The following is a 25945-nucleotide window of genomic DNA, read 5'->3' as shown; positions in this document are numbered from 1 at the left end:
AAGGAATGGATGCCGTACAGCGGCTTGAGGAGATGCAGCTGCGCAATGGGCCCCTGCTCAATGTCAAAGACCTGAAGGTCGATTTCACCAGCGATGGAGGGCACGCGGTCCATGCTGTGCAGGGGGCGTCGTTCAGCGTGTATCCAGGGCAGTGGGTTGCCATTGTCGGCGAATCGGGATCGGGCAAGTCGACATCAGCGATGGCTGTTCTCGGGCTTCTTCCGGGAACTGGGCATGTGGTCGGCGGCTCGATCCAATTCGAGGGCCACGAGCTGGTTGGCATGGGGGACAAGGCCTACAAGACGATACGAGGAGCCGGCATGGGCCTCGTTCCGCAGGACCCCATGAGCAATCTCAACCCCGTATGGCGTATCGGAACGCAGGTCGGGGAGGCTCTCAAAGCCAACAACATGGACGTGTCGCATGAGAAGCGTTCCGAACTGGCTCGAGCGTTGGCCGGGGACGAGGTCACCATCCGCGGCGAGGGCGATGAGACCTTCGTTGGTTCCAAGGATCTTCCGGGTCTGCTGAAGGCTGCCGAGGCGGAGTTGAGGCGCGTCAGGCCGGACGCGGATGATGTCGAAACCGCCATGTCCCGTTTCAGGGAGCAGTGGGTTCCGGGATCGCAGACGCGTTGGCGCGTCGCGGACGACATGATCAAGGCCGGCGTCGACGACGATCGTTCCTGGGAGATAGCCCGCGCGCATGTGACGGGATCGTCGATGGATGACCGCATCGCGGGGTTGCTGGACGAGGCCGGACTGCCTGATGCGGCCACAAGGGCCCGGCAGTTTCCCCACGAGTTCTCCGGAGGTATGCGCCAGAGGGCTCTGATCGCGATGGGGCTGGCCTGCAGGCCCGATCTGCTCATCGCGGATGAGCCGACATCCGCTCTGGACGTCACCGTGCAGAAAAGGATCCTTGACCATCTCCACTCATTGACGGATTCGCTGGGCACGGCCGTTCTTTTCATCACCCACGATCTGGGACTCGCGGCCGAGCGCGCGCAGCACATCGTCGTGATGTACCACGGTCAGGTCGTGGAGTCGGGGCCATCATTGGAGGTTCTTCAGCATCCACAGCATCCCTATACCCGGCGGTTGGTCGCTGCGGCCCCGTCGCTCGCATCGCAGCGCATCATATCCGCGCGCCATCAGGGACGGGATGCCAGTGCCCTGCTTGAGCATCACACCAAGGATGAGTCGGTTCTCGAACGCAGCGAGGACATCATCACTGTCAGAAATCTGACGAAGGAGTTCCGCCTTCCCCGTCGCAAGGAGATGTTCAAGGCGGTTGACGACGTATCGTTCTCTCTGAAGAGGGGGACGACTCTGGCAATTGTGGGGGAGTCCGGATCGGGCAAGTCCACGGTGGCGAACATGGTGCTGCGTCTGCTTGACCCGACGGCGGGAACCGTCACGTACGAGGGGCGGAACATCAGCGAGATGTCTTCGAAGGAGCTGCTGAACTTCCGGCGCCACGTCCAGCCCGTGTTCCAGAACCCCTATGGGTCGTTGGACCCCATGTATTCCATCTACCGCTCCATCGAAGAGCCTCTGCGGATTCATCACATCGGCAACAGGAAAAGCCGAGTCGCGCGTGTTCGAGAGCTTCTCGACCTTGTGAAGCTGCCTCAGAGTGTGATGGGTCGATACCCCAATGAGCTGTCGGGGGGACAGCGCCAGCGCATAGCGATCGCCAGGGCGATGGCGCTCGATCCCGACGTGATCGTATGCGATGAGGCCGTGTCGGCGCTCGACGTGCTCGTGCAGGACCAGGTTCTTCATCTGCTTAACGACCTGCAGGCGGAGAGAGGCCTGAGCTACCTTTTCATCACCCATGATTTGGCCGTCGTCCGGCAGATCGCCGATGAGGTCGTCGTCATGCAGCATGGCCGTCTTGTCGAGCACGCAACGACGGATGAGGTTTTCGACCATCCCCAAAAGAACTACACGCAGGATCTGCTTGAGGCTATCCCGGGTGGCGGGCTTCGTCTGGGGGTCGACTGATGTCCATCACGATCACCACGTCGAATGTGAATGGTCTCCGGGCCGCCGAGCGCAAAGGCATCGCCGGCTGGGCGTCATCCCACGCCCCCGACCTGTGGTGCATGCAGGAGGTCAGGGCTCCACAGAGCGACGTGGACAGAATCGTGGGCTCCCTGTCGGAGTCGTATGTGGAGGCCGGCAGGATCGCATCCACCGACCGGCTGGAATCAATGAACGAGGTCTGCCGCGTCAAAGGACGTGCGGGGGTGGGAATCCTCTCGTCCCTTCCGGTCGTCGGCCGGCGCTACGGCCTTCCGGGGCTGTCAGAGGATGTGGACTCGGGCCGCTGGATTGAGATGGACGTCCGGACGCCGCAGGGCTACACCATCACCGTCGTGTGTGTCTACGTGCATGCAGGCAACACGGACGATCCGGTGAAGATGGCCCAGAAGTATCGTTTCCTCGATACGATGCTTGTGCGTCTGGGGCAATTGCGCGACGATGCGGCGTCGGGTGGAAACCAGTGTGTTCTGTGTGGCGACTTCAACATCGCCCACACTCCATTGGACATCAAGAACGCCAAGGCGAATGAGAAGCATGCCGGTTTCCTGCCCGAGGAACGCCGCTATGTCGACTCCTGGATACGGGACTACGGCTTTGTCGACGTCATGCGCGATCTTGCCGGGGACATCCAAGGACCATACACGTGGTGGAGCCAGAGGGGAAGGGCTTTCGACAACAACGTCGGCTGGCGGATCGACTATCAGTTCGCCACCCCCGAGCTCGCCGAGACGGCTCGCGGATTCACCATCGACAAGGCTCCGTCTTATGACTCACGTTGGTCGGACCATGCGCCGCTGAGCGTGGCATACGAGGTTTGAGGTCGACGCACCCTCGTGCGCCGCTAATTCTGGACGGCGCGCGCATGGTCGGGTGCTAGGCTTGTGACGATTGAGTACTGCGGAAACGAGGAATCATGGGATTGTGGAAGTTTGGCAAGAAGAAGGATCAGGAGCCGGAGGGTTCCGATCTTGAGACCTCCGAATCGCAGGAGGAGGATTCCGACTTCCTGGATTCCGAGGATGATGAGGATGTCGCTGACCATCCGACGGTGAAGGTCGACGAGTATCTGGACCGTGGTGATGTCTTCGGCCCGTGGGATGTCGATGATGAGAACGTGCCCGACGATGAGGACTATGTCGATCTTGGAGCGTATCTGCTGCCAGTGGTTCCGGGCATGGAGCTGCGTGTGAAGGCGAACAGGGCCTCGCAGCAGGTCGTGGGATGCATTGTGAGCTATGGCCGGTCGAGTCTTGAGATCGAGCCTTTCGCAGCGCCAAAGACCCTGGGCCTGTGGGATGATGTGCGTGACGATCTTCTTCAGGGAAATCAGCAGTCGAGTGAGGCCGAAGGCGTTTTTGGCATGGAGGTCAGGCTTCCCGTCAAGGACAAGTCCGGACGTGTGCTGCATACGCGCATTGTGGGTGTGGACGGTCCACGTTGGATGCTTCGTGGCATCTTCTCAGGACCGGCCGCCACACAGGATAATGATGAGTCCGATGTCCTCAACCGCTTCTTCTCGTCGATTATCGTGGCCCGCGGGGATGAGCCGTTGGCGCCACGCGACCTCATTCCCATGCACGCCCCATTGACTCCTCAGCAGCGCGGGAAGGATGAGGACGAGGAATCCGAGGCCGAGGGCGAGCCCGAATCCGGCAAGAATGATTCCACAGCGGTTCCTGGCAAGCCGAAGGGGCCGTTCAACTCCGACCAGCAGACCGAAGTGAAGTCGACCCTGTCTCGTGGGCCGATGTTCTCCGAAGTTCGTTGACGGATTTCCGCCATGTCGAGAGAGGATCGTCATACCGGATTGTCCGCTTTGGCCCATGCGGATGACGATTTCTCCGTTGTTGATGCCATAGGCGGTCCGCGTGGTGTTGTGGAATCGGTTCTTCCCGGGTTTCTTTTCGTCGTTCTTTTCGTCGTCACGTCGGACCTGATGCTGACTGTCGTCGTGTCGGCGGCCGTGTCCGTCGTCCAGGTCGTGGCCAGGCTCGCGCAGCGCCAGTCCGTGTGGGGTGCGATCGGTGGTTTGGTGTCGGTGGCCATATGCCTTGTGTGGGCGTGGAGAAGCAACGACGCGCGGAACTACTACATGCTCGGATTCATCACAAACGCCGTGTATGTGGTGGTTCTGTCGTTGTCGTTGATGGTTCGCGTTCCGGCCGTGGGAGTGCTGGTCGAGGCCATACGGGCGCTTCCGACCGGTGACTATCGGGGGTGGCTGCGGTCGTGGCTGGACGATGTCCCGCTCCGGCGCGCCTACATGTGGGTGACGGTGTTGTGGATAGGTGTTTTCACGCTTCGTCTAGCCGTGCAGGTTCCGTTGTATTTTGCCGACCTGGTGGGGTGGTTGGGAACGGCCCGGTTGATTATGGGCATTCCTTTCTGGTCCCTCGCGATATGGGTGTCCTATCTGCTCATCGCGACGCCGCTGCACCGCAGCCGTTTGTCGGATCACGAAGAAGGACGTTGACGTTAAGGAGGTCTCCATGAGAGCGACCGTGCGTATTGAGAGGTTCGCCGATCAGGGACGATGCGTCGCCCATATCGATGGGCGAGTGGTGTTTGTCAGGTTCGCGCTTCCCGGCGAGTTGGTCGACATCGAGCTTGACGAGCCGCATGATAGGGATGGGCGGTTCTGGACAGGCGAGGTCGTCGGTGTCCGTGAGGCGAGTGGGGATCGATGCGATCCCGCGTGGCCGCTAGCTGGCCCGTTGTCCTCCGGAGGTGGGGTCGGGGGAGCCGACCTCGTCCATGTCGCGCGTCCCGGACAGTTGCGTTGGAAGGCCGCGATCGTGGCTGAGCAGATGCGTAGGCTGGGACATATCGACTGTCCGGACGTGGCCATCAGGTCCATGCCTGGCGATGACAAGCGTGGAGGACTCCACTGGCGCACTCGGATGGAATTGGTCGCCGATGACGAGGGTCGGGCGTCCATGCGCCGCAGAGGAACTCATGAGCGCGTGCCGGTGGAGGATATGCCCCTGGCGACGGAAGCGGTTCTCGCAGCGGCCGAGGACGCCGGGGTGTGGCGTGGCGGATGGACTCCGGGAGCCTCGATTCGCGTGGTGGCGCCGGAACCCCTGGAGGACGATGGGGTTCTGCATGACCATGCGGTTCTTGTGGACGGGACGGTGGTGTCCGGAACGGAGACCGTGCACGAGAAGGTGCGCGTCGCGGGGCATACGTTCCGCTATGAAGTCGCGTCACGGGGCTTCTGGCAGGTTCATCGGGCCGCTCCCGCCGTTTTCACGTCGTATGTGCGCGATAGGGCTTTGGACGCCTTGGATGGACGCGATAATGCCGAGGTTTGGGATCTCTACTCGGGTTCCGGGCTTTTCACAGTTCCGCTTTCGCTCACGTTGGGGTCGGATGTTCGTGTTCTCAGCGTCGAGGGGTCGAAGACCGCGGTGAAATCCGCGAGACGCAATCTCCATCGTGCCGGGGCCGATCAGACGGACGTCCGATCCGGGGACGTCGCGAAGGTTCTTGCGGGGCTTCCTGATGGACAGGGGCAGCCTGACGTCGTCGTCCTTGATCCGCCACGTGCCGGTGCGGGCGCCCGGGTATGCCGAGCCATCGCGAATCGTGGAGCCCGTAACGTCATCTATGTCTCCTGCGATCCCGCCAGTCTGGCCCGTGACACCGCGACACTTGTCTCGTTGGGATATGATCCGACGTCGATACAGGCCTTTGATGCCTATCCCATGACGCATCACGTGGAGACGATCGTCGCCTTCCGCCGTTCGACCCGATCATGATCGCGGGGAGCGCGAGGTGCGGGTGCGCCCCGTTTCTTCGTCGTCTGTTGTCCCTTCTCGCCGTGATCACGGTCGCGTTGGGAGTGTCCGGATGCGCCGAGTCGTCGCGGGCCGTCGGAGTGGCTGGAGATACGGTCGCGCATGACAGCATCGATGATGGTGATCTGATGGTTGGAGTCGTGGGATCCGAGACCACCACGGCCCTTGACTCGCGCGTCGTGGATCAGCTGGATGACCATGACATGCGGACGGCGTATTCGAACGCCAGCGGCACCTCGACTCCGCATGCCTCCCGTCTTTCCGCAGTTCGCGATTACGCGGACAGGGATGTGAGCGTCGTGGTCATTATGGGGATGGATTTCGGACGGGATCGATCGGGATGGACGTCGACGCTCGAATACGCCAGGTCCTCAGGGGTTCCGGTCGTGGCCGTCGATGCGTCCTCCATGCCCACCGACGGCTCATTGGTAGCGGTGGACGCGGTTGTCAGGTCCACAGCCACATCGACTTTGGCCCAGGCTGTGGATGACGTGGCGAACAACAGGTCGGCTGGAGGCCGTATGGCGGTGTTGGTGGAGGAATGAGCGTATGAAGAATATGACATCCACGGATGCTGGGGCGTTGCAGGACGTGCCACGGAATGTGCGAGAGGATTTTCCGCGGGTCGATGACGGGGGACTGTCGGCCCGCGATGTGGAGGAACGCCGTGAAAAGGGGCTCATCAACCACGTGAGGGACACGACCTCGCGCTCCTTCGCGGACATCGTCCGCTCCAACGTGTTCACGCTGTTCAACGCGATCATTCTCACGGCGATGGTTCTTGTGCTCATCGCCGGGTCATGGAAGGACGCGGTGTTCGGGGTTGTCATCATCGTCAACACGGGAATAGGCATAATCGTGGAGACGAAGTCCAAACGCACGCTGGATCGGCTGTCGATTCTCGTCGCCGCCGACTTCGTCGTCAGGCGTGATGGGCACGACACCACCGTGTCACATGACGGAATCGTGTTGGATGATCTTCTGTGGATTCGCTCGGGGGATCAGGTCCCCGCCGATGCCGTCGTCGTCAGATCCTGGGGTCTGGAGCTTGACGAGTCCATGCTCACCGGCGAGTCGAGAACCGTGCGCAAGACTGAGGGCGATCCGGTCTATTCGGGTTCCGCCGCGGTCTCTGGCATCGCACTCACCCGCGTCACCGCGGTCGGCGAGGATGGCTACGCGGCGAAATTGACCGCCCAAGCCAAGGTGTACCGGCGGACGGTGTCCGATCTGAGTCGGGGAATCAACACGATCCTCCGATATATGACCATCGTCGTGATTCCGTTGTGCGCTCTTCTCGCGTGGTCGCAGATCAAGGCCGTGGGCGGATGGGAGAATGCGGTCGACACCGGGCAGTGGCGTTCGGCGGTGGTGTCCTCCGTTGCCGGCGTGGTGGGGATGATCCCTGAGGGGCTGGTCCTCCTCGTGTCGTTGAACTTCGCAATAGCAGCGATGCGTCTGGCTCGCGAGAAAACCCTGGTTCAGGAGTTGGAATCGGTGGAGACCCTGGCCCGTGTGGATTGCCTTAATCTGGACAAGACCGGCACCATAACCGACGGCACGATCACGATGAGGAATCTTGTCGCGATAGGGGACGGACGTGTCGGCGATGATGTCCGTCAGGCGGTGTTCGACCTCGCGAACGAGGAGAATCCCAACGCAACGGGCCAGGCGATCGTGTCGGCGTTGTCGAATGAGGGCGTCGGCGCCGGAGATGTGCTGTCTCGTGTGCCCTTTTCCTCGGGCCGCAAATGGAGCTCCGTCGTCAATGGTGACGGCACGTGGTTTCTCGGGGCGCCGGAGGTTATTCTTTCCGCGCTGCACGGCGCGTACGCGGATGTTTCCGAGGAGGTCGACGGGCTGGCCGCCGGTGGCGACCGTGTTCTGTTGGTCGTTCGGTCGACCGATGGCTCATCCGTGGTGGCTTCCGGAAGCGCTTCTGATGGCGCATTCGAGGTCGCCCTTCCCTCGACGGCGATTCCCATGGCGCTTGTCGTGTGTTCGGAGCGCATAAGGGATGATGCGGAATCGACCCTCGCATGGTTCCGCGAGCAGGGTGTCCGCTGCCGTCTCATATCCGGAGACAATCCGGCGACCGTCGGATCGATCGCGGCGCGTGTGGGACTCACCGGCAAGAAGCCGCCGCGCGTCATGGATGCGAGGACGCTTCCCGCGGACATCGCCCAATTATCGGATGTCCTTGAGGATGTCGACGTGTTGGGGCGTGTGCTTCCCGAACAGAAGAAGTCGATAGTCGAGGCGCTCCACCGTTCGGGCCATGTCGTGGCGATGACGGGAGATGGCGTTAACGACACGCTGGCACTCAAGGAGGCCGATCTGGGCGTGGCCATGGGGAACGCCGCTCCCGCGGCAAAGGCGGTAGCCCAGCTGGTCCTTGTCGATTCGCGCTTCTCGCATCTCCCGGATGTCGTGGCCCGCGGGAGGCAGGTGATGGCGAACATGGAGCGCGTGGCCGCGCTGTTCCTGACGAAAACCGTGTATTCCTCGCTGATCGCCTTCGTGGTCGTCCTGACGCGGATTCCCTTCCCCTATCTTCCCCGCCATATCACGTACGTGGGCGCGCTGACCATCGGAATTCCGGCCTTCATCCTTGCTCTGGCCCCCAATACCCGCCGTTATGTCCCAGGGTTCCTTACGAGGGTGATTAGATTCGCGTTCCCCGGAGGATTGGCCATAGCCCTATCCGTGATGCTTTCCGCATGGATCCTTCCTTCGGCCATGGGATGGGATCTCGGCCGTCCGTCCGACCTTGCGGAACTCCGATCCAGCTGTGCCATGATTCTTTTCGTCATGGGCATAGCGGTTCTCGCGAAGGTGGCCTCGCCATTGAGATCATGGCGTGGCGCTTTGGTGGCGTTCTTCGCAGCGGCGGGCGTGTGCGGGATTCTCATCGAGCCCGTGGCCTCGTTCTTCGCGCTTCGTTTCCCCGCTTGGCGGATGATGCTGGCGGTGCTTGTGGCCATCGCCGCGTCGTGCGTGATATTCGTGATTATCCATTGGCTTGAGCCTGTGGTGGAAAGGCTGATCGACCGTGTTCGGCACGCGGTCATGAGATAGACGTGCGGTTCTGTACCGTCCGCGTCGGATAATCGTTTATGTGTGGCACGCGTGCCATTGTGGCAGGGCGTGCCCGTCGTGTGTATCCAATGAGATTCGGAGGAGAAGAATGACTCTGCGTGACGACCAGCTGTCCACGCTCACCGTTGGTGATGAGAATGTCGATTACTACCGCATCGCGGATCTTCCCGGCATCGAGCACCTTCCCTACTCGTTGAAGGTTCTGGTCGAGAATCTCGTGCGGAACATCGATGGCGAGAACATCACCGATGACGAGGTTGCGGATCTGCTCCGCTGGGACCCCCAGGCCCAGCCCAGCCACGAGATCCAGTTCACCCCGTCGCGTGTGGTCATGCAGGATTTCACGGGAGTTCCCTGCATCGTCGACCTAGCGACGATGCGTGACGCGGTGAGCACTCTTGGCGGCGATCCCGAGGTCATCAATCCCCAGGTCCCGGCGGATATGGTCATCGACCACTCCGTGCAGATCGACAGCTACGCCGTCCGCGATGCGGTCGAGCGCAATATGGACATCGAATATCGCCGCAACGGCGAGCGGTACCAGTTCCTGAGGTGGGGGCAGCAGGCCTTCCGCAATTTCCGGGTCGTTCCTCCGGGGACGGGCATCATCCATCAGGTGAACATCGAATATCTCGCCAAGGTCGTTATGACGAGGCCCGGAGACTGTGGACGTGACCTTGCTTATCTTGATTCTTGCGTGGGAACCGATTCGCACACCACCATGGTCAATGGTCTGGGAGTTCTGGGCTGGGGAGTGGGAGGCATCGAGGCCGAAGCCGCGATGCTTGGACAGCCCATTTCGATGCTGGTCCCCAGGGTCGTCGGATTCAAACTCACCGGGTCGATTCCCGAAGGTGTCACGGCCACCGATGTGGTGCTGACGATCACGGATATGCTCCGTCGGCATGGCGTCGTTGGCAAGTTCGTCGAGTTCTACGGCGAGGGAGTCGCGTCCGTGCCGCTGGCCAACCGCGCGACGATCGGCAACATGAGTCCGGAGTTTGGATCGACCTGCGGCATCTTCCCCATAGATCAGGTGACGTTGGACTATCTGCGCCTCACCGGCCGTTCCGACTCCCAGATCGCCTTGGTCGAGGCTTACGCCAAGGCCAATCGCCTGTGGGCCGACACAACCGATCCCGATTATGTGGAGCCCTCGTACTCGGAGTACATGGAGTTGGATCTTGGCGACGTGGTCCCGTCCATCGCCGGACCGAAGCGTCCTCAGGACCGCATAGCGCTCTCCGATTCGAAGAAGGTCTTCGAGGGCACTCTTCCCCAATACGAGACAGACAAAACAGTGTCGGAACCCGTCCCCGTAAGCACGGATTTCCGTGGGGATTTCCACTTGAGCAACGGAGATGTCGCGATCGCGTCGATCACCAGCTGCACCAACACGTCGAATCCCTCCGTGATGGTCGCCGCCGGATTGGTGGCGCGCAACGCCCGAAAGCTCGGTCTGAGACCCAAGCCGTGGGTGAAGACGTCCTTGGCGCCAGGCTCCCAAGTGGTCGCGGACTATCTGCGCAAGGCCGGTCTGCAGGAGGACCTCGACGCGTTGGGATATGAGGTCGTGGGATTCGGATGCACCACGTGCATCGGGAATTCGGGTCCGCTTCTTCCCGAGATCTCGCAGGCGGTTAACGAGAACGACCTCACCGTCACCGCGGTTCTCTCCGGGAACAGGAACTTCGAGGGACGTATCAGCCCCGATGTCAAAATGAACTATCTCGCGTCGCCGCCGCTGGTCATCGCCTATGCTCTCGCGGGCACGCTGGACTTCGATTTCGAGTCGCAGCCGTTGGGGTCCGATGCCGACGGACATGACGTGTTCCTTCGCGACATCTGGCCCAGCAACGAGGATGTGCGGGACATCGTCGACCGGACGATATCGCGGGATATGTATGTCGACGACTATTCCTCGGTTTTCGACGGCGACGAGCGGTGGAAGGGGCTCAAAGTCCCCAAGGGGGAGCTCTTCGCATGGGATCCGCGCTCCACGTATGTGCGCCGTCAGACGCTTTTTGATGGAATGTCGGCCAAACCCGAACCGGTCACCGATATTTCCGGTGCCCGCGTTCTGGCTCTTCTCGGCGACTCCGTCACGACGGACCACATCTCTCCGGCCGGCGCATTCACCTCGTCGAGTCCCGCGGGGAGGTATCTCACGGAGCATGGGGTGGCTCAGAAGGATTTCAACTCCTACGGGTCGCGCCGCGGGAACCACGAGGTGATGGTTCGTGGGACTTTCGGCAACATACGGCTACGCAACCAACTTCTCGCATCCGTGGGAGAGGAGGTGCGTCCTGGTGGGTTCACCTTCGATTTCATCAGCGGCAAGCCATCGACCATCTTCGACGCGTCGGTCGACTACGCCGCCAAGAAGGTCCCGCTTGTCGTTCTGGCCGGCAAGGAGTATGGCACGGGGTCCTCGCGCGACTGGGCGGCCAAGGGCACGATGATGCTGGGGGTGAAGGCCGTGATCGCCGGCAGCTTCGAGCGCATTCACCGCTCGAACCTTATTGGAATGGGAGTGCTTCCGCTGCAGTTCCCTGAAGGTGAGTCGGCGCAGTCGCTGGGGCTGGATGGCACCGAAACGTTCTCGATCACGGGAATCGAGAAGTTCAATGATGGCGTGATTCCTCAAACCGTCCATGTGCATGCGGCGGCCACTGACGGCGGGACCGTGGATTTTGACGCGGTTGTCCGGGTGGACACTCCCGGTGAGGCCGCGTATTTCCGCAACGGTGGAATACTCCAGTACGTTCTGCGCAATCTCATGCAGCAGCGCTGAGAGACTGGACCGAGACTCTGGTCGCGCACGGGGATGGGCGGGATGCGCCCATCCCCCGCTCTTCGGTTCCGGTCGGCGCCGCGCAGGACGCTCACGCGGTGGCGCCGACGCGGCGGCTAATCAGTTGCGGCTTCCGAAAAGGCGCAGAAGATACAGGAACATGTTCACGAAGTCCAGATAGAGGTTCAGTGCGCAGACGATCGAAAGACGCTTGATGGCAACGGTGTCCGTTCCATACGTGGCGAACAGGGCCCGGGTCTTCTGGGCGTCGTATGCGGTCAGGCCGGCGAATATGAGGAGGCCGATTGCCGAGACGAGCATGACGGTCGAATCGCTGGGGGAGATGAACATGAGGACGACTTCGCCGATGATGAGAACCAGAAGAGCGGTGAACAGAATGGGCCCCGCCTTGAGCATGTCTCGTTTGGTGGTGAGCGCGAGCATGGTGAGGGCGAAGAAGAAACCGATGCTCAGGCCCAAAGCCATGCCGATGGAGCTCAGATCGTACACATAGAAGATCGAACTGAGGGTGAATCCCATCAGCGCCGCATACAAATAGAACACCATCCGTGCTGTCGCAGGGCGCATGGTCATGGCCCTCGCGCCAAGAGCCACGGCCATGACCACTTGGACAATCAGCAGCCCGATCCAGCCCAGACTGCCGGTGGCGGTGTGGAAGGACTCCAAGGCTCCGGTCATCTGGGTGAGCACGGCCACTACGGCGGTCACCACCAAGCCTGCGGTCATCTCCGCGTATGCCCGGGTCACGGACACACGCACCGCATTGTCGCGGCTATAGGCGGCGGTGCCATCCATCACCGTCTGCGCGCCTGTCCCATACGGGTAGGATGAGGCTGAACCGGCCTGTCCCGGCGCATATCCGTAGTTGGTGCCGTTCTGGGCCTGCTGGGAATACCGGCCGTCATAGTTCTGATATGGAGTCTGTCCTTGGGGGGCGTTGGCGTTGTTGTCCATCTCTGCTCCTTCGTGGTTGCGTCTGTGTCGGGGAGGTGCTGGCGTGCGGGGCACTCGCCGCGCATGCCGTTTCTCTCCCAAGTCTCACAATCACCGTCATTCTAGTAAGACCCTCTGTAAGTTGGCTGGATGTTGTTCCGCCCTCCGCGCAACATGGGTGAATGCCGTCAACATGCAATATGGAATGAAGAGACGGAGCGCGGATGCATGCGCCCCCGTTCTCGCCAGCATTGAATGCGGACGTCCCTGTTGAAAGGAAAAACATGATCAACGAATCACGAATTGTCTTGAACAACGGGGTGTCCATACCTCAAGTCGGATTGGGGGTCTTCCAGAATCCGGACGGGGAGACGACGGTGAACGCGGTCCGTGAGGCTCTGTCCGTCGGGTATCGGCATATCGACACGGCCAGGATCTATGGGAACGAGTCCTCCGTTGGGGAGGGACTGCGGCAATCGGGCGTCGCCCGTCGTGACGTGTTCGTGACGACGAAACTGTGGAACGAGGACATCCGTCAGGAGCGGACGCGTGAGGCATTTCTCGAGAGCCTCGACAGGCTGGGGCTCGACTATGTGGACATGTACCTTATCCATTGGCCGGCGGATCATTGGCAGCGTGCATGGGAGGAGATGGCCGGGCTTTATGAGGAGCACCGCATCCGTGCCATCGGCGTGAGCAATTTCCAGCCGCACCATCTCAGGGAGCTGATGACCATAAGCTCGGTGCTTCCGGCCGTGGATCAGATTGAATCATCCCCTTTGTTCGCCAACAACGAAACCATCTCTTTCGCCCGTTCGCGGCATATCGACGTTGAGGCGTGGAGTCCTCTGGGAGGAACGGGGGGCTCCCTGCTGTCGGATCCCCATCTGCTCGCGCTGGCGGCGAAGTATGGGAAGTCCCCCGCGCAGATCGTGATCCGGTGGCATATCCAGCGGGGTGTGATCGTGATACCGAAGTCCACCCATGCGGAAAGGATCCGGGAGAACATCGACGTCGCCGATTTCGCATTGTCATCAGAAGACATGGCGGCGATCGACTCCATGGAGACGGGGACTCGCGTGGGAGCGGATCCCGATCACTTCGACTTCTGAGACTCCTCAGATGCCCCGGCCTGCTGCGATCCAGGCTCCAGACCCGGACGCGGAGTCTCGTCGCCGCGCGGGGCCCCGTTGATGTCGCGGTGAATGCTCTGCATCTGAGCCTCGACGTTCTGAAGGCTGCGCGCGCAATCCAACAGGGTCTGGGAATGCTCGGACAGCTTCGCATCGGGAAGGTTGGATTTGTAGCGCAGGGCGTGCTCGAGGCTTGCCCAGTAGTCCATGGCGATGGTGCGGAACTGCACCTCGACGGGCGTGTAATGGGCGCCTGTTGAGAGGAAGACGGGCACCGCGTAGATGACATGCAGGCTCCGGTATCCGTTCTGCTTCGGATTGCGGATGTAATCCTTGACCCGAAGCACCTGGATGTCCGATTGGGCCGAAAGATAGCGTGACACCGAGTAGACATCGTCGCGGTAGTTGCATATCACACGGATTCCCGCAACATCGAACAGGTGATCCTTGATGGATTGCGTGTTCAGGGGCAGTCCCTTGCGCTCCAGCTTTCCGATGATCGAGCCGACCGATTTAAGCCGACGTTCCATGTGGTGGATGGGATCATGCGAGAAGCGGACCTGGAACTCGTCGTCGAGAATCTCGAGCTTCGTGCTGATCTCGTACATCGCACCCTCATAGACCTGCATGAGGTCGATGAAGTCGCTCGTCTGTTCGACGGGTATGCGTCGGTCCGAAGTCCCGGCGGACTCCAGCCGGGCCTGCATCTCGGATGAATTGATGCGATCATGGCGGTCAAGTATCACGGAAACCCATGATACGCGGGGTTGTGTGCGAATGTTGGGAAGCCTTGTGACCTTCAGGAGGTTGGAAGCCTTCCCCCGGGGAGTCGCCGCGGCGTCGCGGGGTGTCACGCGGATAGAATCGCTCGTATGGATGAAGCGATGATGACGCGCGACGAAAGACAGGTGGGCGATCGCCCCGAAGGCGAGACGGCTCCGCGATGCGGACGGGGGGTGTATTACGTCCACACGCTCGGGTGCCAGATGAACGTCCATGATTCCGAGCGCATCGCCGGAGTGCTTGAGGAGCAGGGCTATCGTGCGGCGTCGCGCCGGCAGGTTGATGATGGCGAGGTCGACGTCGTGGTGTTGAACACATGCGCAGTACGTGAGAACGCTGCCGACCATATGTACGGGATGATTGGTCAGTGGGCTGAGCTGAAAAGGAACAGACCGGGAACGCAGATCGCGGTCGGGGGCTGCATGGCGCAACTCGACAGGGAGCGCATCGCACGGCGGGCCCCCTGGGTCGACGCCGTCTTCGGAACGCGCAATGTCGGCTCGCTTCCGAGGCTTCTCGATCAGGCGAGGGCCGAGGGGGTGGCCCAGGTGGACGTCTCCGAGGGCGTGAGGTATTTCCCCAGTGATCTTCCCGCGGCGAGGGGATCCAAGGTGTCCGCATGGGTGTCCATATCCATGGGGTGCAACAACACGTGCACCTTCTGCATCGTTCCTACGACCAGGGGGAGGGAAAGGGACCGGCGCCCCGGGGACATCCTTGACGAGATTCGCGCGTGCGTGGACTCGGGCGCCCGCGAGGTCACGCTTCTGGGGCAGAATGTGAACTCCTTCGGATACGCGATGGGCGATCGCTATGCGTTCTCCAAGCTTCTCCGGGCCTGTGGAGACATCAAGGGATTGGACCGTGTCCGTTTCACGTCCCCGCATCCCGCCGCGTTCACGGATGATGTGATCGAAGCCATGGCGTCCACACCCAACGTCATGCATCAGCTTCATATGCCGCTGCAGTCGGGGTCGGACGCGGTGCTGCGTTCCATGAGACGGTCGTATCGCAGCTCACGTTTCCTCGACATATTGCGCAAGGTTCGAGATGCGATGCCGGATGCGCGGATAACCACGGACGTCATCGTCGGATTTCCCGGCGAGACCGAGGAGGATTTCCAGGCGACGATGGACGTGGTGCGCGAGTCGCGCTTCGCGTCGGCGTACACCTTCGAATATTCGCCGCGTCCAGGAACTCCCGCGGCATCCATGCCGCAGGTTCCACATGATGTGGTCCGTGATCGGTTCGAACGGCTGCTTGCGGTCCAGGCTCCCATAACGGAGGACTTCATGCGCGGCTTTGTCGGACGGGATGTGGAGGTTCTTGTCACTGGGGACTCGGGACGGAAGGACAGGTCCACTGGACGGGCCACGGGACGCGAGAGAACCGGGGAGCTTGTCCATATCGGCGTGCCGCAGGGATATGCCGCGCCGGGACTGGGGGATGTGGTCCGGGCCACGGTCACGCATGCCGGGGCTCATCATCTCATCGCAGATCCGGATCCGAAACGGGGACAGACCTATGACATCCGGGTGTGACGATGGTGGGGGGAGGACCCATACCGCCGGAAGGGGTCTCTCCACCGGCTTGGCGGAATCGGAAGGTCCCGCGACTGAACCCAATATCGAAAGGGAATCCGATGGGCGCAGGGTGGTGTCTATCGTTGGCCCGACGGCTTCGGGGAAGACATCGCTGGCCATCGCGCTCGCCGAAGCTCTGGGGGGTCGGGGACAGAAGGCGGAGATAGTCAACGCGGATGCTTATCAGATGTATCGGGGGATGCGAATCGGAACGGCGCAGCCGACCGATGAGGAGCTCTCGCGCGTCGCGCATCATCTGGTCGGTGTCATCGAACCGGACGAGGTTATGACGGCGGCGAGGTTTCAGACCATGGTTCGAGGATGCATTCGTGGATTGCGCACGAGGGGGGTGAGGCCAATCCTCGTCGGAGGATCGGGATTGTACGCTCGCGCGGCGCTTGACGACATCTCCTTCCCCGGTACGGATGCGGCCGTCCGCACGCGCCTTGAGGCCAGGTCGCGTGAGGAGGGGCCGGGGGTGCTTTTCCGGGAGTTGCAGGAGCGTGATCCGCAGGCGGCGTCCCATATGGATCCGAGGAATGTGCGACGCACCATTCGGGCGTTGGAGGTTATCGACATCACCGGACGACCGTATTCGGCGAGCCTTCCCCGGTATCGTTATGCGGTTCCCGCAGTGCAGATAGGGTTGGATCTTGACCGTGCGGAGATGGACCGGCGCATCGACGAACGGACCCGGTCGATGCGCGACCACGGATTGGTCGACGAGGTTCGTGATGTCCGTCGGCACTGGGGGCCAACCGCGGCGCGCGCCTTGGGCTACCAGCAGATCGTTGATTATCTTGACGGTCTGTGGTCCTGCGATGAGGCGTTCGACGACATCGCGCGCCGAACAAGACGTCTTGCCCGCAAACAGATGGGCTGGTTCGGAAGGGATCCTCGGATCCATTGGATCGATGCGTTGAATCCCGAACGTCTGGATACTGCTTTGGCGATCGTGGACCGTGCCGATTCCGGTGCTTATGATGCGACGGATGCGCGTGCCGATGAGTTCGCCCACCATCCGCTGGGAACGGTTTCGACGTCGCGGTCGCCCGACGACACCGACGTCTCCGTGTGACCGCCGCTTCGCTGGAGCGTGCGGATTGTGATCCGGAGCGTCTTGGGAAAGGACTCCGGTGGTTTTCGGACGGGTCCTCTGCGTAGAATCGATTGTGTTATGGCACGACAGGCATCTTCCTCAAAGAAAAATTCCGCGTCCGCGCGGTCGCATGGCCGACGCGGTGATGGCGCGTCCTCCGATGCGCGCGACGAATCCGTTCAGGAGCCGATGTGGTATCGCGTCCTTCTCGCGTTGCCCAGGGCCTTGGGAACACTGGTGCGTTCGGTGAGCGGAGTGGGTGACGAATATGATCCCGCGTACCGTCGTGACGGAGTTTGCCTTCTTCTTCTCGTGCTCGCCGTGCTTTTCTGCGCATCGGAATGGTTCAGGGTCGACGGCGTTCTCGGCAGGGTGCTTCATGCCATGGCATCGGGCGTGTTGGGGGTTATGAGCGTCGTTCTTCCGGTGCTTCTTCTCATACTTGCCATCCGGCTTATGCGTCATGCCGGAAAAAGCTCCGAGAATCCCCGTGTCATCAGTGGCTGGTTTCTCCTGCTTTGGTCGGTCTGCTCGATTATCGACATCGTTCTTTTGGCGGATGTCAAGGGCTTCTCCATGTCCGCGGTGCAGGGCGCCGGTGGCCTGTTGGGATTCGCGTTGGGATCGCCTTTGGCGTGGGGACTGTCGAATGTCTTCGCGATCATCGTTTTCGTTCTCGTCGGACTGTTCTCGGTTCTCATGATTCTGGGACGGAGCATCAGCGACATTGTCGATGGTGTGTCGGGTTTGAGGTCACGTTCGCATGATGGCGACAAGGATCAGGATGAGGAGTTCCCCGATGAGATGCGTGTCGGCGATGATGTCATACCGGTCGCGGCCGGTGTTCCCGCACATGATGGCAGCGGTGAGGATGAGGATGTTGGCGACGAAGTCCGTCGGCCCTCGGGATTGAGGGGGTGGTGGTCTCGGCTGGTTCACAGGGATCGAAACGATCCCGACGGGCATCTCGACCGTTACGCGGGCGATGACCCATTCGTGTCGGCGACTGGATCTCGAACGGATGGTGACGGCGACGCGCGGCAGCCATCGACGGGGCGTTCCGTCGCATCGTCGGGCAGAACGGATTCCTGGGATGGATCCGATTCTCGCCATGGCGATGATACCGTTCCCTTGGGTGGGACGGCTGGTTCCCCCGATGCCGTCGACGCTTCCGTTGCTGAGACGGTCGCGATGGGTGCGGCGGGCGTCGAACAGTCTTCCATCGGTGGTGGGGGCGACGATGCTGATCCGTGGGCGATGACGATCCCGGTGGGAGCCACGCGGTCGGGTCGCTCCGAGACGCAGGGACGGACGGATGTCGAGGAATCCCCGGTCTCTTCCGGTGGCGTCGTTGCCCCGTATCATCTTCCCGACCTTGAGCTGCTCACGCATGGGAAGCCGCATGCGGCCCGTACTGCCGCGAATGACGCGGTGATCCGGTCTTTGGCGTCGACCTTCCAGCAGTTTAATGTGGATGCCAGGGTGGTGGGTTTTCTCCGTGGTCCGTCGGTGACGCAGTACGAGGTCGAGCTTGGCCCCGGAGTCAAAGTCGAGAAGGTGACGAATCTCCAGCGGAACATCGCATACGCCGTGGCCAGCTCCGATGTGAGGATACTGTCGCCCATTCCGGGCAAATCGGCCATAGGAATAGAGATCCCGAACGTCGATAGGGAGATCGTCCATCTGGGGGATATTCTGCGCTCGGACAAGGCGTTGTCGGATCCGAATCCGATGCTCGCGGGTGTGGGCAAGGACGTCGAGGGACATGTCGTCACCGCCGATCTGACGAAGATGCCCCATCTGCTTGTCGCAGGAGCAACCGGTTCGGGAAAATCCAGCTTCATCAATTCGATGCTCACGTCGATCATCATGAGGGCGGATCCGGAGCAGGTCCGCCTGATTCTGGTTGATCCCAAAAGGGTCGAGTTGTCCGCGTACGCCGGGATACCGCATCTTCTCACCCCGATAATCACCGATCCGAAGAAGGCATCCCAGGCGTTGGAGTGGGTCGTCAAGGAGATGGACGCGCGGTATGACGACCTCCAGTTCTTTGGATTCCGCCATGTCAAGGATTTCAACGCGGCCGTCAGGGCCGGGAAGGTCCATGCCCCAGCCGGATCCAACAGAAAGGTGGCGCCCTATCCCTATCTTCTGGTGGTGGTCGACGAGATGGCGGATCTGATGATGGTCGCCAAGAACGATGTCGAGAGCTCCATCCAAAGAATCACGCAGCTTGCCCGCGCGGCCGGCGTCCATCTTGTGCTGGCCACGCAGCGGCCTTCCGTCGATGTGGTAACGGGACTGATCAAGGCGAACATTCCGTCCCGTTTGGCGTTTGCCACATCGTCGGCGACGGATTCGCGAGTCATTCTCGACACCGTTGGCGCGGAGACGCTTATCGGCCAGGGTGACGCGTTGTTTCTCCCCATGGGATCCGCCAAACCGATTCGTGTGCAGGGGTCCTGGGTGAGCGAATCGGAGATCCGCAAGGCCGTCGACTTCGTCCGCACGCAACGCAAGCCGCGCTACCGTGAGGACATCGAGCAGATGGCCAAGGAGTCGGATATGAAGGCCGCCGAGCCCGAGGAGGACATAGGCGGCGATATGGATGTTCTTCTTCAGGCTGCCGAGCTTGTTGTCACGACGCAGTTTGGTTCGACGTCGATGCTGCAGCGCAAGCTTCGTGTGGGATTCGCCAAAGCCGGAAGGCTTATGGATCTGTTGGAATCTCGTGGCGTCGTGGGTCCGTCCGAGGGGTCGAAGGCGCGCGAGGTGCTTGTGCAGCCGCAGGATCTTCCCCAGGTTCTGGCCTTCATACGCGGGGAGACGTCGGCCATCGAACCATCCGGATCCCCGTCTGAGGATAGGTGAGTCCGGAGTGGTGGCTATTCCTGTCAGGACGATGTTTCGCGCGTATCGACGTTGTGGGTGTTGGTGGGGCTAAGGTGGAGTCCATGCGGAAAGCTCATGATACGGAACGAAGGCTTCTTGACGGTTGGAACAGCCCGCCGAATCTGGTGACGTACACACGCATTCTTTTGGTGATTGTTTTCATCGTCATCGATGTCATGGCGGGACCTTGGGGCGTGTCGAATGTCCGGTTGCGCTGGGCGGCCGCGATCCTCTTCATCGTCGCCGCGTCCACCGACAAACTTGATGGCTGGATGGCGCGATCCCACAATCAGGTGACCGAACTGGGGAAGCTGCTGGATCCCATAGCCGACAAGCTGTTGATTGGCTCGGCCTTGGTGGTGGCCTCCGTTTTCGGTGAGATATATTGGTGGGTCACGGTTCTCATGCTTGTTCGGGAGATCGGCATCACCGTGATGAGGTTCTTCGTCATTGATACGGGCGGACGCGTTATCGCGGCCTCCTCTGCGGGCAAATACAAAACGCTCGCGCAATGCGTGGGTCTGGGCCTGATTCTGCTTCCCGCGTGGTCGTTGGCGCCCTCGTGGCAGTCCTCTCCCATGTGGCTTGACGTGTATTACGTCGCCGCTTACACGGTTGTGTATCTGTCTCTGATCCTGTGCCTGTACTCGGGCGCGCTGTATGTCCTTGGTGTGGTCCGGGCGCGTCGGTCGCGGATGAGCCGTGGTTCTGAGGATGGGTCGGACGAATGATGGCGTCGCCGTCCGATGGCGTCGTCGACTGGCATGACGATGGCACGTGGTTGGACGGCATGTCCGATGGCGATATCGATCGGGAATGCGACGCCTTGTCGCGTTCGGTGATGGTTCAATGCCGGATGCGCGGTGTCCGCATCGCGGTGTCCGAATCGTTGACCGGAGGGCTGCTCGCGGATGCCTTTGTGAGGGTTCCTGGAGCGTCGACGGTGTTCCTGGGTTCCGCAGTGACGTATGACGTCAGGGCGAAGGCGTCGATTCTCGGCGTGAATCGCGACGTTCTGCGCGACCGTGGAGCGGTTGATCCGACCGTCGCCGCGCAGATGGCTTCCGCGGTCGCGCGCCTGTTCGATCAGCCCGTGTACGGAGGTAGGGTTCTGGGGCTGTCGACGACTGGTGTGGCCGGGCCCGGCCCCGATGGCAGGGGAATGCCGGAGGGGCTTGTGTATGTGGGCGTAAGCATGAGCGGTGTTTCGGATGATGCCGGCGTCCATGTTATGCGGGTCACGGCCCATGGCGACCGGGGGCGCATACGCCGTTATGCGGTTGATGCCGCCTTGCGCTATGTGAGCCATGTCACATCGTCTGATTGGGAATAATCCCACGATTCGACGTGTTGTATATGGCGTACGTACTGAACGTTACCGGCAGAAATGGGGTGCGCAATGGAAACCATGACACGAGAGGACGAGCGTCGTGATCAGGATGTCGTGAGAATCGGCGCTGCGCCATCGGCTGCCAGGATGCGGGATCTCACTCCCGCGCAGCGCAGGGCGGTGATGTTTGCGCAAAGGCAGGTTGTTATGGCCCGCGCGGCGAAGAAGGCCAAGGATGACCGTCAGGCGGCACTCGGCCGGATGTGGATGGAGGAGGATGCCGAACATGAGCGCGCGGCCCGGTCCACCACGAGGAGGCGGGAGAGCGAGGGGAGCTCTCGGGACGTCTCGCTGAGGGAGGCGATAGGCCATGTTCTTCGCGACCTTCGCACGCGGGATCGTAAAACGCTTCGCGAGGTGAGTGAGAAGGCCGGGGTGTCTCTTGGCTATCTCTCCGAAGTGGAGAGGGGTCAGAAGGAGGCGAGCTCCGAGCTGCTCAGCTCGATTTCCGAGGCTCTGGGCTTGAGCACGGCGCAGATGCTGAGGATGGTCGCAGATTATCTTGATTCCATCGACGCGTGACCCAATGGTTTCTGATCTTTTATTGATGGCGCCATTGCCGATGGTGGGCGTATGGCGTGTCGTTTCGCAGAGGATGATGCTGTGAGGGAACGTGAGTTCTGGCAATTGGTAGACGAGGTGTTCGGGCGCGCCTATGGCCGGAGCGTCTCGCGTGATCTGTGCCTTACCGCGCTGGATGGCGCCACGGTTCTTGAGGCTCTGGCGCGCGGAACCGAGCCGCGAATCGTGTGGAATGTCCTGTGTGATCAGATGGGCGTTCCGGATTCACGCAGATGGGGAGGGATCCATAATGCGCCCCCCCTTCCGATGTCCTTTCGGGCGTTGGGCTGATTCCGGGCGTTTGATGTGGGGGATGGCCTAATGGCACCGCATTCGAACATATGTTCGTACGATGGTGTATTGTGGCCATGTCGATGGGTTCCCGCCGTTTGGCCACAGGGGACGTGTCAGCCGATCCGGTATGGCGGCCGCATCTATTGTGGGCGTTCGAGTCGATCCCACGGAATGAAGCAAGGAGAAGCGATGGCGCAACGTACAAAGTCCTCCGCAAGGACGTCCGCCGAGAGGCATGATTCCACCGATAAGGACGTTCCCGGGGTGGACCCTCGGCGCCAGGCCGCCTTGAACACGGCGCTGGAGCAGGTTGAGCGCAATTTTGGTAAGGGTTCGGCGATGAGGTTGGGAGACAAGCCCCCTCAGAACGTTGAGATCATTCCCACCGGTTCGTTGGCTCTGGATATGGCTCTTGGCATCGGAGGCCTTCCGCGTGGCAGGATCGTCGAGATATACGGTCCCGAATCCTCCGGCAAAACGACTCTCGCCCTTCATGTCGTCGCCAATGCGCAGAAGAAGGGGGGAGTGGCCGCCTTCATCGACGCGGAGCACGCTCTTGATCCCGTGTACGCCAGACATCTGGGCGTGGACACGGATGCCTTGGTGGTGTCTCAGCCGGACAACGGGGAGCAGGCGCTGGAGATCGCCGACATGCTCATACGGTCAGGGGCTTTGGATGTTATCGTCATTGACTCGGTGGCGGCGCTGGTGCCCAAAGCCGAGATCGAGGGCGAGATGGGTGACAGCCATGTGGGACTACAGGCGCGGCTTATGAGTCAGGCTTTGAGAAAGATGACCGGGGCTCTTGCCCAGGCCGGCACCACTGCCATCTTCATCAACCAGTTGCGCGAGAAGATCGGTGTCTTCTTCGGAAATCCCGAGACCACAACGGGTGGGAAGGCTCTGAAGTTCTATTCGTCGGTCCGTCTTGACATTCGACGCATACAGACTCTGAAGAATGGTGATGAGGCCGTAGGCAACCGTACCAGGGTCAAGGTCGTCAAAAACAAGATGGCTCCGCCGTTTAAATCCGCTGAATTCGACGTGTTGTATGGCGAGGGCATATCAAAGGAGGGGTCGATTCTTGATATGGCCCTGCAGGGCAATGTGGTCAAGAAATCGGGATCATGGTTCACCTATAACGGAGACCAGCTCGGTCAGGGCCGTGAGAACGTCCGCAAGTTCCTCAAGGACAATCCCGCGATTACGGATGAGATTGAGAACAAGGTCAAGGTGGAATTCGGACTTATTCCCGATCCCGATGCCGGGGACGACGGCGATGGGCAGAACGGTTCCGACGACTCAGCCGGGACCACGGATGAGTCGTCGACAAACGCGGCATGATCGACGTCGATGGTTTTCTTCGTTCCCATCCCGTGGCGGTGGAGAGTGACGCGCGGAATGACGATTTCGGACAGAGACACAGTGATGGACTGATACGAGGTGATGCGTCGTTTCCGCGGTCCCCGCATCATGGCCGAACGCGTGACGCCGAGGATGGTGGATGTGACGCCTGTCGGGAATCGGCTTTGCGCCTTTTGGACGCGGCCCCGCGCTCGTCGCAGGCGATGCGGGAGCGTCTTATCGCCAAGGAGTACCCGCGCGAGGTTGTGGATGATGTTGTTGAGTCGTTGATACGCGTTGGTCTTATAGATGATGAGAAATACGCGCGCATGCTTCTTGACCATTGCCTGAAACGGTGCATGGGATCCAGAGGAGTGGCCGTGGAGTTTTCTCGTCGACGTGTGGACAGGAATCTGGCGGACGATCTGCTTGCCCATGCGAAGAGCGAGGGGCTTTTCCTTGAATCGGCGCGTCGTATGGCGGAATCAGTGAGATCGAGGACGAGGGGCTGCGATCGGCGGACGTGCCTGCGCAGGTTGTGGGCGACGGCGGGGCGCGAAGGTCATGAATCCGAGGATGTCAGAACCGTCGCGAGGGAATTTTTCGATCAGTGGTGATGACCGGCGCATCGATGAGCTCAGTGAAAGCGGAGTCAGTGCAATCCCCCGTATTCCTGTGATGTCCGGTGGAAGCGTGGCATCAAATGGGGTGGAATGCCGATGAAGTGTGTGCGAGACCTCCATACCCCGGGTTCTGTCACATGTTTCCATGCGGATGGCCATCCATCTCGACCTGACGTTGCCGCCAGGCTCCAGCGGCCTACCCGAAGGCGCGGGCGAGCAGCCCTTGATGCCTTCTGCTTGGCCTTGCTCCCGATGAGGCTTGCCATGCGACCGCTGTTACCAGTGGCCCGGTGGTCTCTTGCACCGCCGTTTCACCCTTACCCCGAAATTCGGGGCGGTCTGTTCTCTGTTGCGCTATCTCTCAGGTCACCCTGGGCGGACGTTATCCGCCATCGTGCTCTGTGGAGCCCGGAAGTTCCTCAGCCCCAAAGGGGTCGCGGCCATCAGGGGGTCTCGCGGGAACAATCATAACAGCGTCCCACCTCAAACGCGTGTCGTCCCACCGTCGCTTCGCGTGGCGCGGATTGGGGGTGAGTGTTGCGTCGCGCGTGGCTACAATGGACGTACCGATGGCAAGGCAGCCGTTGGAACGCAGATGGCGGGTCGTTCCCGCCTGATTGTCAAGGAGGTCCACATGGAGATCGTCGTTACCGGACGCCACACGCAGATCAAGCAGAAGTTCCGTGATGTCGTCGAGAGCAAGATGAATCGTGTGACCGCCATAGCGCCTGATACGCAGCGCGCGCAGGTGGTGCTGACTCACGAGGGCAACCCCCGTCAGGCGGACACGGCGCGACGCGTGGAGATAACCGTCGTCGCGGGGAGCACTGTTGTGAGGGCCGAGGCATCGAGCGCTGATGAGTTCAGTGCCCTTGATATGGCGCTGGATAAACTCACTTTGCGTCTTCGCCGCGCCAGGGACCGGCGCAAGGACCACCGTCGTGGATATGTTCCGATGCAGTCCTTGGGAACCGGTGTGGATGATGGTGGTGCGGAGGGCTCCGAGGAGCTTGCGGATCAGGAGCCCTTGACCAGCCCCGAAGCGGCGGTCGCGTCGGATCTGGGACCGGGGGAGTCGGTGGAGGTCCAGGTGGGTGACACGCCAATCGTCATCCGTCGCAAACTGCATGTGGCCGAGCCCATGAGTATCGATGAGGCGTTGTACGAGATGGAGCTGATCGGACACGACTTCTTCCTGTTCGTCAACAAGGCGACGGGAAGGCCGTCGGTGGTTTACCACCGTCATGGCTGGAGCTACGGGGTCTTCGAAATCGACACCCCTGAGAACGTCAAGGCGCAGCCCAAGGCCGGAGCATCCGATAAGTAGCGAAACCGCCCGCATGAAGGGGTCACGTGTCATCGCGTGGCCCCTCTTTCCATGGGGCTTCTTCCCCAGGCGCCACCGGCGTGGGACGTCTCTGGAAATCGCGGGGAAGGAGCGGCGTATGGCCGGAGAAAGATTTCGGGGTGTTATCGCCGTGGTCGCGTACACTTAGACAAGGTTTGTGCCCGGACGCATGGTTTCGGGATATGCTCGTTGATGAC

At 61.1% G+C, this 25945-nt stretch carries 21 protein-coding genes and 1 other RNA gene; 19 read left to right on the top strand and 3 right to left on the bottom strand.

Features of this window, described 5'->3' with window-relative positions; all coding sequences use genetic code 11:
- Positions 1-5: 5 nt before the first annotated feature.
- From Q1X90_RS07135 to acnA, 8 genes are all read left to right on the top strand, one after another.
- On the top strand, positions 6-2009 hold the full coding sequence (locus tag Q1X90_RS07135; protein WP_300768488.1) for an ABC transporter ATP-binding protein: 2004 nt from the start codon (positions 6-8) through the stop codon (positions 2007-2009).
- Entirely contained in the window at positions 2009-2869 is an 861-nt protein-coding gene (locus Q1X90_RS07130) for an exodeoxyribonuclease III (protein ID WP_300768487.1), read from the top strand. The genes Q1X90_RS07135 and Q1X90_RS07130 overlap by 1 nt, the downstream gene beginning before the upstream one ends.
- 95 nt (positions 2870-2964) lie before the next feature.
- Complete coding sequence (locus tag Q1X90_RS07125) at positions 2965-3819, top strand: DUF3710 domain-containing protein (protein ID WP_300768486.1); 855 nt, start codon at positions 2965-2967, stop codon at positions 3817-3819.
- Between the two features lie 12 nt (positions 3820-3831).
- Positions 3832-4524 (top strand): DUF3159 domain-containing protein, encoded by a 693-nt coding sequence (locus Q1X90_RS07120; protein WP_300768485.1) that lies wholly within the window; start codon positions 3832-3834, stop codon positions 4522-4524.
- Between the two features lie 16 nt (positions 4525-4540).
- Positions 4541-5812: a class I SAM-dependent RNA methyltransferase gene (locus Q1X90_RS07115; RefSeq protein ID WP_300768484.1), complete on the top strand. Its 1272-nt coding sequence runs from the start codon at positions 4541-4543 to the stop codon at positions 5810-5812.
- Positions 5809-6396 (top strand): hypothetical protein, encoded by a 588-nt coding sequence (locus Q1X90_RS07110; protein ID WP_300768483.1) that lies wholly within the window; start codon positions 5809-5811, stop codon positions 6394-6396. The genes Q1X90_RS07115 and Q1X90_RS07110 overlap by 4 nt, the downstream gene beginning before the upstream one ends.
- A gap of 13 nt (positions 6397-6409) precedes the next feature.
- Positions 6410-8929 carry an HAD-IC family P-type ATPase gene (locus Q1X90_RS07105; RefSeq protein ID WP_300768519.1) on the top strand — a complete coding sequence of 840 codons (2520 nt, stop codon included), beginning with the start codon at positions 6410-6412 and terminating at the stop codon, positions 8927-8929.
- Between the two features lie 109 nt (positions 8930-9038).
- Entirely contained in the window at positions 9039-11744 is a 2706-nt protein-coding gene (acnA, locus tag Q1X90_RS07100) for an aconitate hydratase AcnA (RefSeq protein ID WP_300768482.1), read from the top strand.
- 120 nt (positions 11745-11864) lie between these two features.
- Here acnA and Q1X90_RS07095 read toward each other — a convergent pair whose 3' ends face one another.
- Positions 11865-12560: a Bax inhibitor-1/YccA family protein gene (locus Q1X90_RS07095; protein ID WP_300768516.1), complete on the bottom strand. Its 696-nt coding sequence runs from the start codon at positions 12558-12560 to the stop codon at positions 11865-11867.
- A gap of 422 nt (positions 12561-12982) precedes the next feature.
- Between Q1X90_RS07095 and Q1X90_RS07090 the strand changes: the two genes are divergently transcribed.
- Positions 12983-13810, top strand: coding sequence for an aldo/keto reductase (locus Q1X90_RS07090; RefSeq protein ID WP_300768481.1), 828 nt, complete (start codon positions 12983-12985; stop codon positions 13808-13810).
- Here the strand turns inward: Q1X90_RS07090 and Q1X90_RS07085 are convergent.
- Positions 13795-14538 (bottom strand): GTP pyrophosphokinase family protein, encoded by a 744-nt coding sequence (locus Q1X90_RS07085; protein ID WP_300768513.1) that lies wholly within the window; start codon positions 14536-14538, stop codon positions 13795-13797. The two genes, Q1X90_RS07090 and Q1X90_RS07085, sit on opposite strands and share 16 nt — an antisense overlap.
- Positions 14539-14703: 165 nt before the next feature.
- Here Q1X90_RS07085 and miaB point away from each other — a divergent pair, with 165 nt between their 5' ends.
- From miaB to Q1X90_RS07040, 9 genes are all read left to right on the top strand, one after another.
- Positions 14704-16155, top strand: coding sequence for a tRNA (N6-isopentenyl adenosine(37)-C2)-methylthiotransferase MiaB (gene miaB / locus Q1X90_RS07080; RefSeq protein ID WP_300768480.1), 1452 nt, complete (start codon positions 14704-14706; stop codon positions 16153-16155).
- Entirely contained in the window at positions 16139-17275 is a 1137-nt protein-coding gene (gene miaA / locus Q1X90_RS07075) for a tRNA (adenosine(37)-N6)-dimethylallyltransferase MiaA (RefSeq protein ID WP_300768479.1), read from the top strand. The genes miaB and miaA overlap by 17 nt, the downstream gene beginning before the upstream one ends.
- 99 nt (positions 17276-17374) lie before the next feature.
- Positions 17375-20167, top strand: a complete 2793-nt coding sequence (locus Q1X90_RS07070; RefSeq protein WP_300768478.1) for a DNA translocase FtsK — start codon at positions 17375-17377, stop codon at positions 20165-20167.
- Positions 20168-20250: 83 nt separating this feature from the next.
- A complete protein-coding gene (pgsA, locus tag Q1X90_RS07065) occupies positions 20251-20919 on the top strand; it encodes a CDP-diacylglycerol--glycerol-3-phosphate 3-phosphatidyltransferase (RefSeq protein WP_300768477.1) in 669 nt (222 codons plus the stop codon).
- A gap of 59 nt (positions 20920-20978) precedes the next feature.
- Positions 20979-21521: a CinA family protein gene (locus Q1X90_RS07060; RefSeq protein ID WP_300768511.1), complete on the top strand. Its 543-nt coding sequence runs from the start codon at positions 20979-20981 to the stop codon at positions 21519-21521.
- Between the two features lie 66 nt (positions 21522-21587).
- On the top strand, positions 21588-22100 hold the full coding sequence (locus tag Q1X90_RS07055; RefSeq protein WP_300768475.1) for a helix-turn-helix transcriptional regulator: 513 nt from the start codon (positions 21588-21590) through the stop codon (positions 22098-22100).
- Between the two features lie 81 nt (positions 22101-22181).
- Complete coding sequence (locus Q1X90_RS07050; RefSeq protein WP_300768473.1) at positions 22182-22430, top strand: DUF3046 domain-containing protein; 249 nt, start codon at positions 22182-22184, stop codon at positions 22428-22430.
- A 192-nt stretch (positions 22431-22622) separates the two neighbouring features.
- On the top strand, positions 22623-23777 hold the full coding sequence (recA, locus tag Q1X90_RS07045) for a recombinase RecA (RefSeq protein WP_300768471.1): 1155 nt from the start codon (positions 22623-22625) through the stop codon (positions 23775-23777).
- Positions 23774-24394, top strand: a complete 621-nt coding sequence (locus Q1X90_RS07040) for a regulatory protein RecX (protein ID WP_300768469.1) — start codon at positions 23774-23776, stop codon at positions 24392-24394. The genes recA and Q1X90_RS07040 overlap by 4 nt, the downstream gene beginning before the upstream one ends.
- Positions 24395-24504: 110 nt before the next feature.
- Here Q1X90_RS07040 and rnpB read toward each other — a convergent pair.
- An RNA gene (gene rnpB / locus Q1X90_RS07035) (RNase P RNA component class A) lies at positions 24505-24856 on the bottom strand.
- Positions 24857-25034: 178 nt separating this feature from the next.
- On the opposite strand from rnpB, the gene raiA reads away from it, so the two are divergent.
- A complete protein-coding gene (raiA, locus tag Q1X90_RS07030; RefSeq protein ID WP_300768509.1) occupies positions 25035-25727 on the top strand; it encodes a ribosome-associated translation inhibitor RaiA in 693 nt (230 codons plus the stop codon).
- Positions 25728-25945 lie beyond the last annotated feature (218 nt).

The organism is uncultured Bifidobacterium sp., from assembly GCF_949292005.1.
Taxonomy (GTDB): domain Bacteria; phylum Actinomycetota; class Actinomycetes; order Actinomycetales; family Bifidobacteriaceae; genus Bifidobacterium.
Note: the sequence above shows the minus strand (reverse complement) of the source record. Positions and strands in the feature narration are given on the sequence as shown.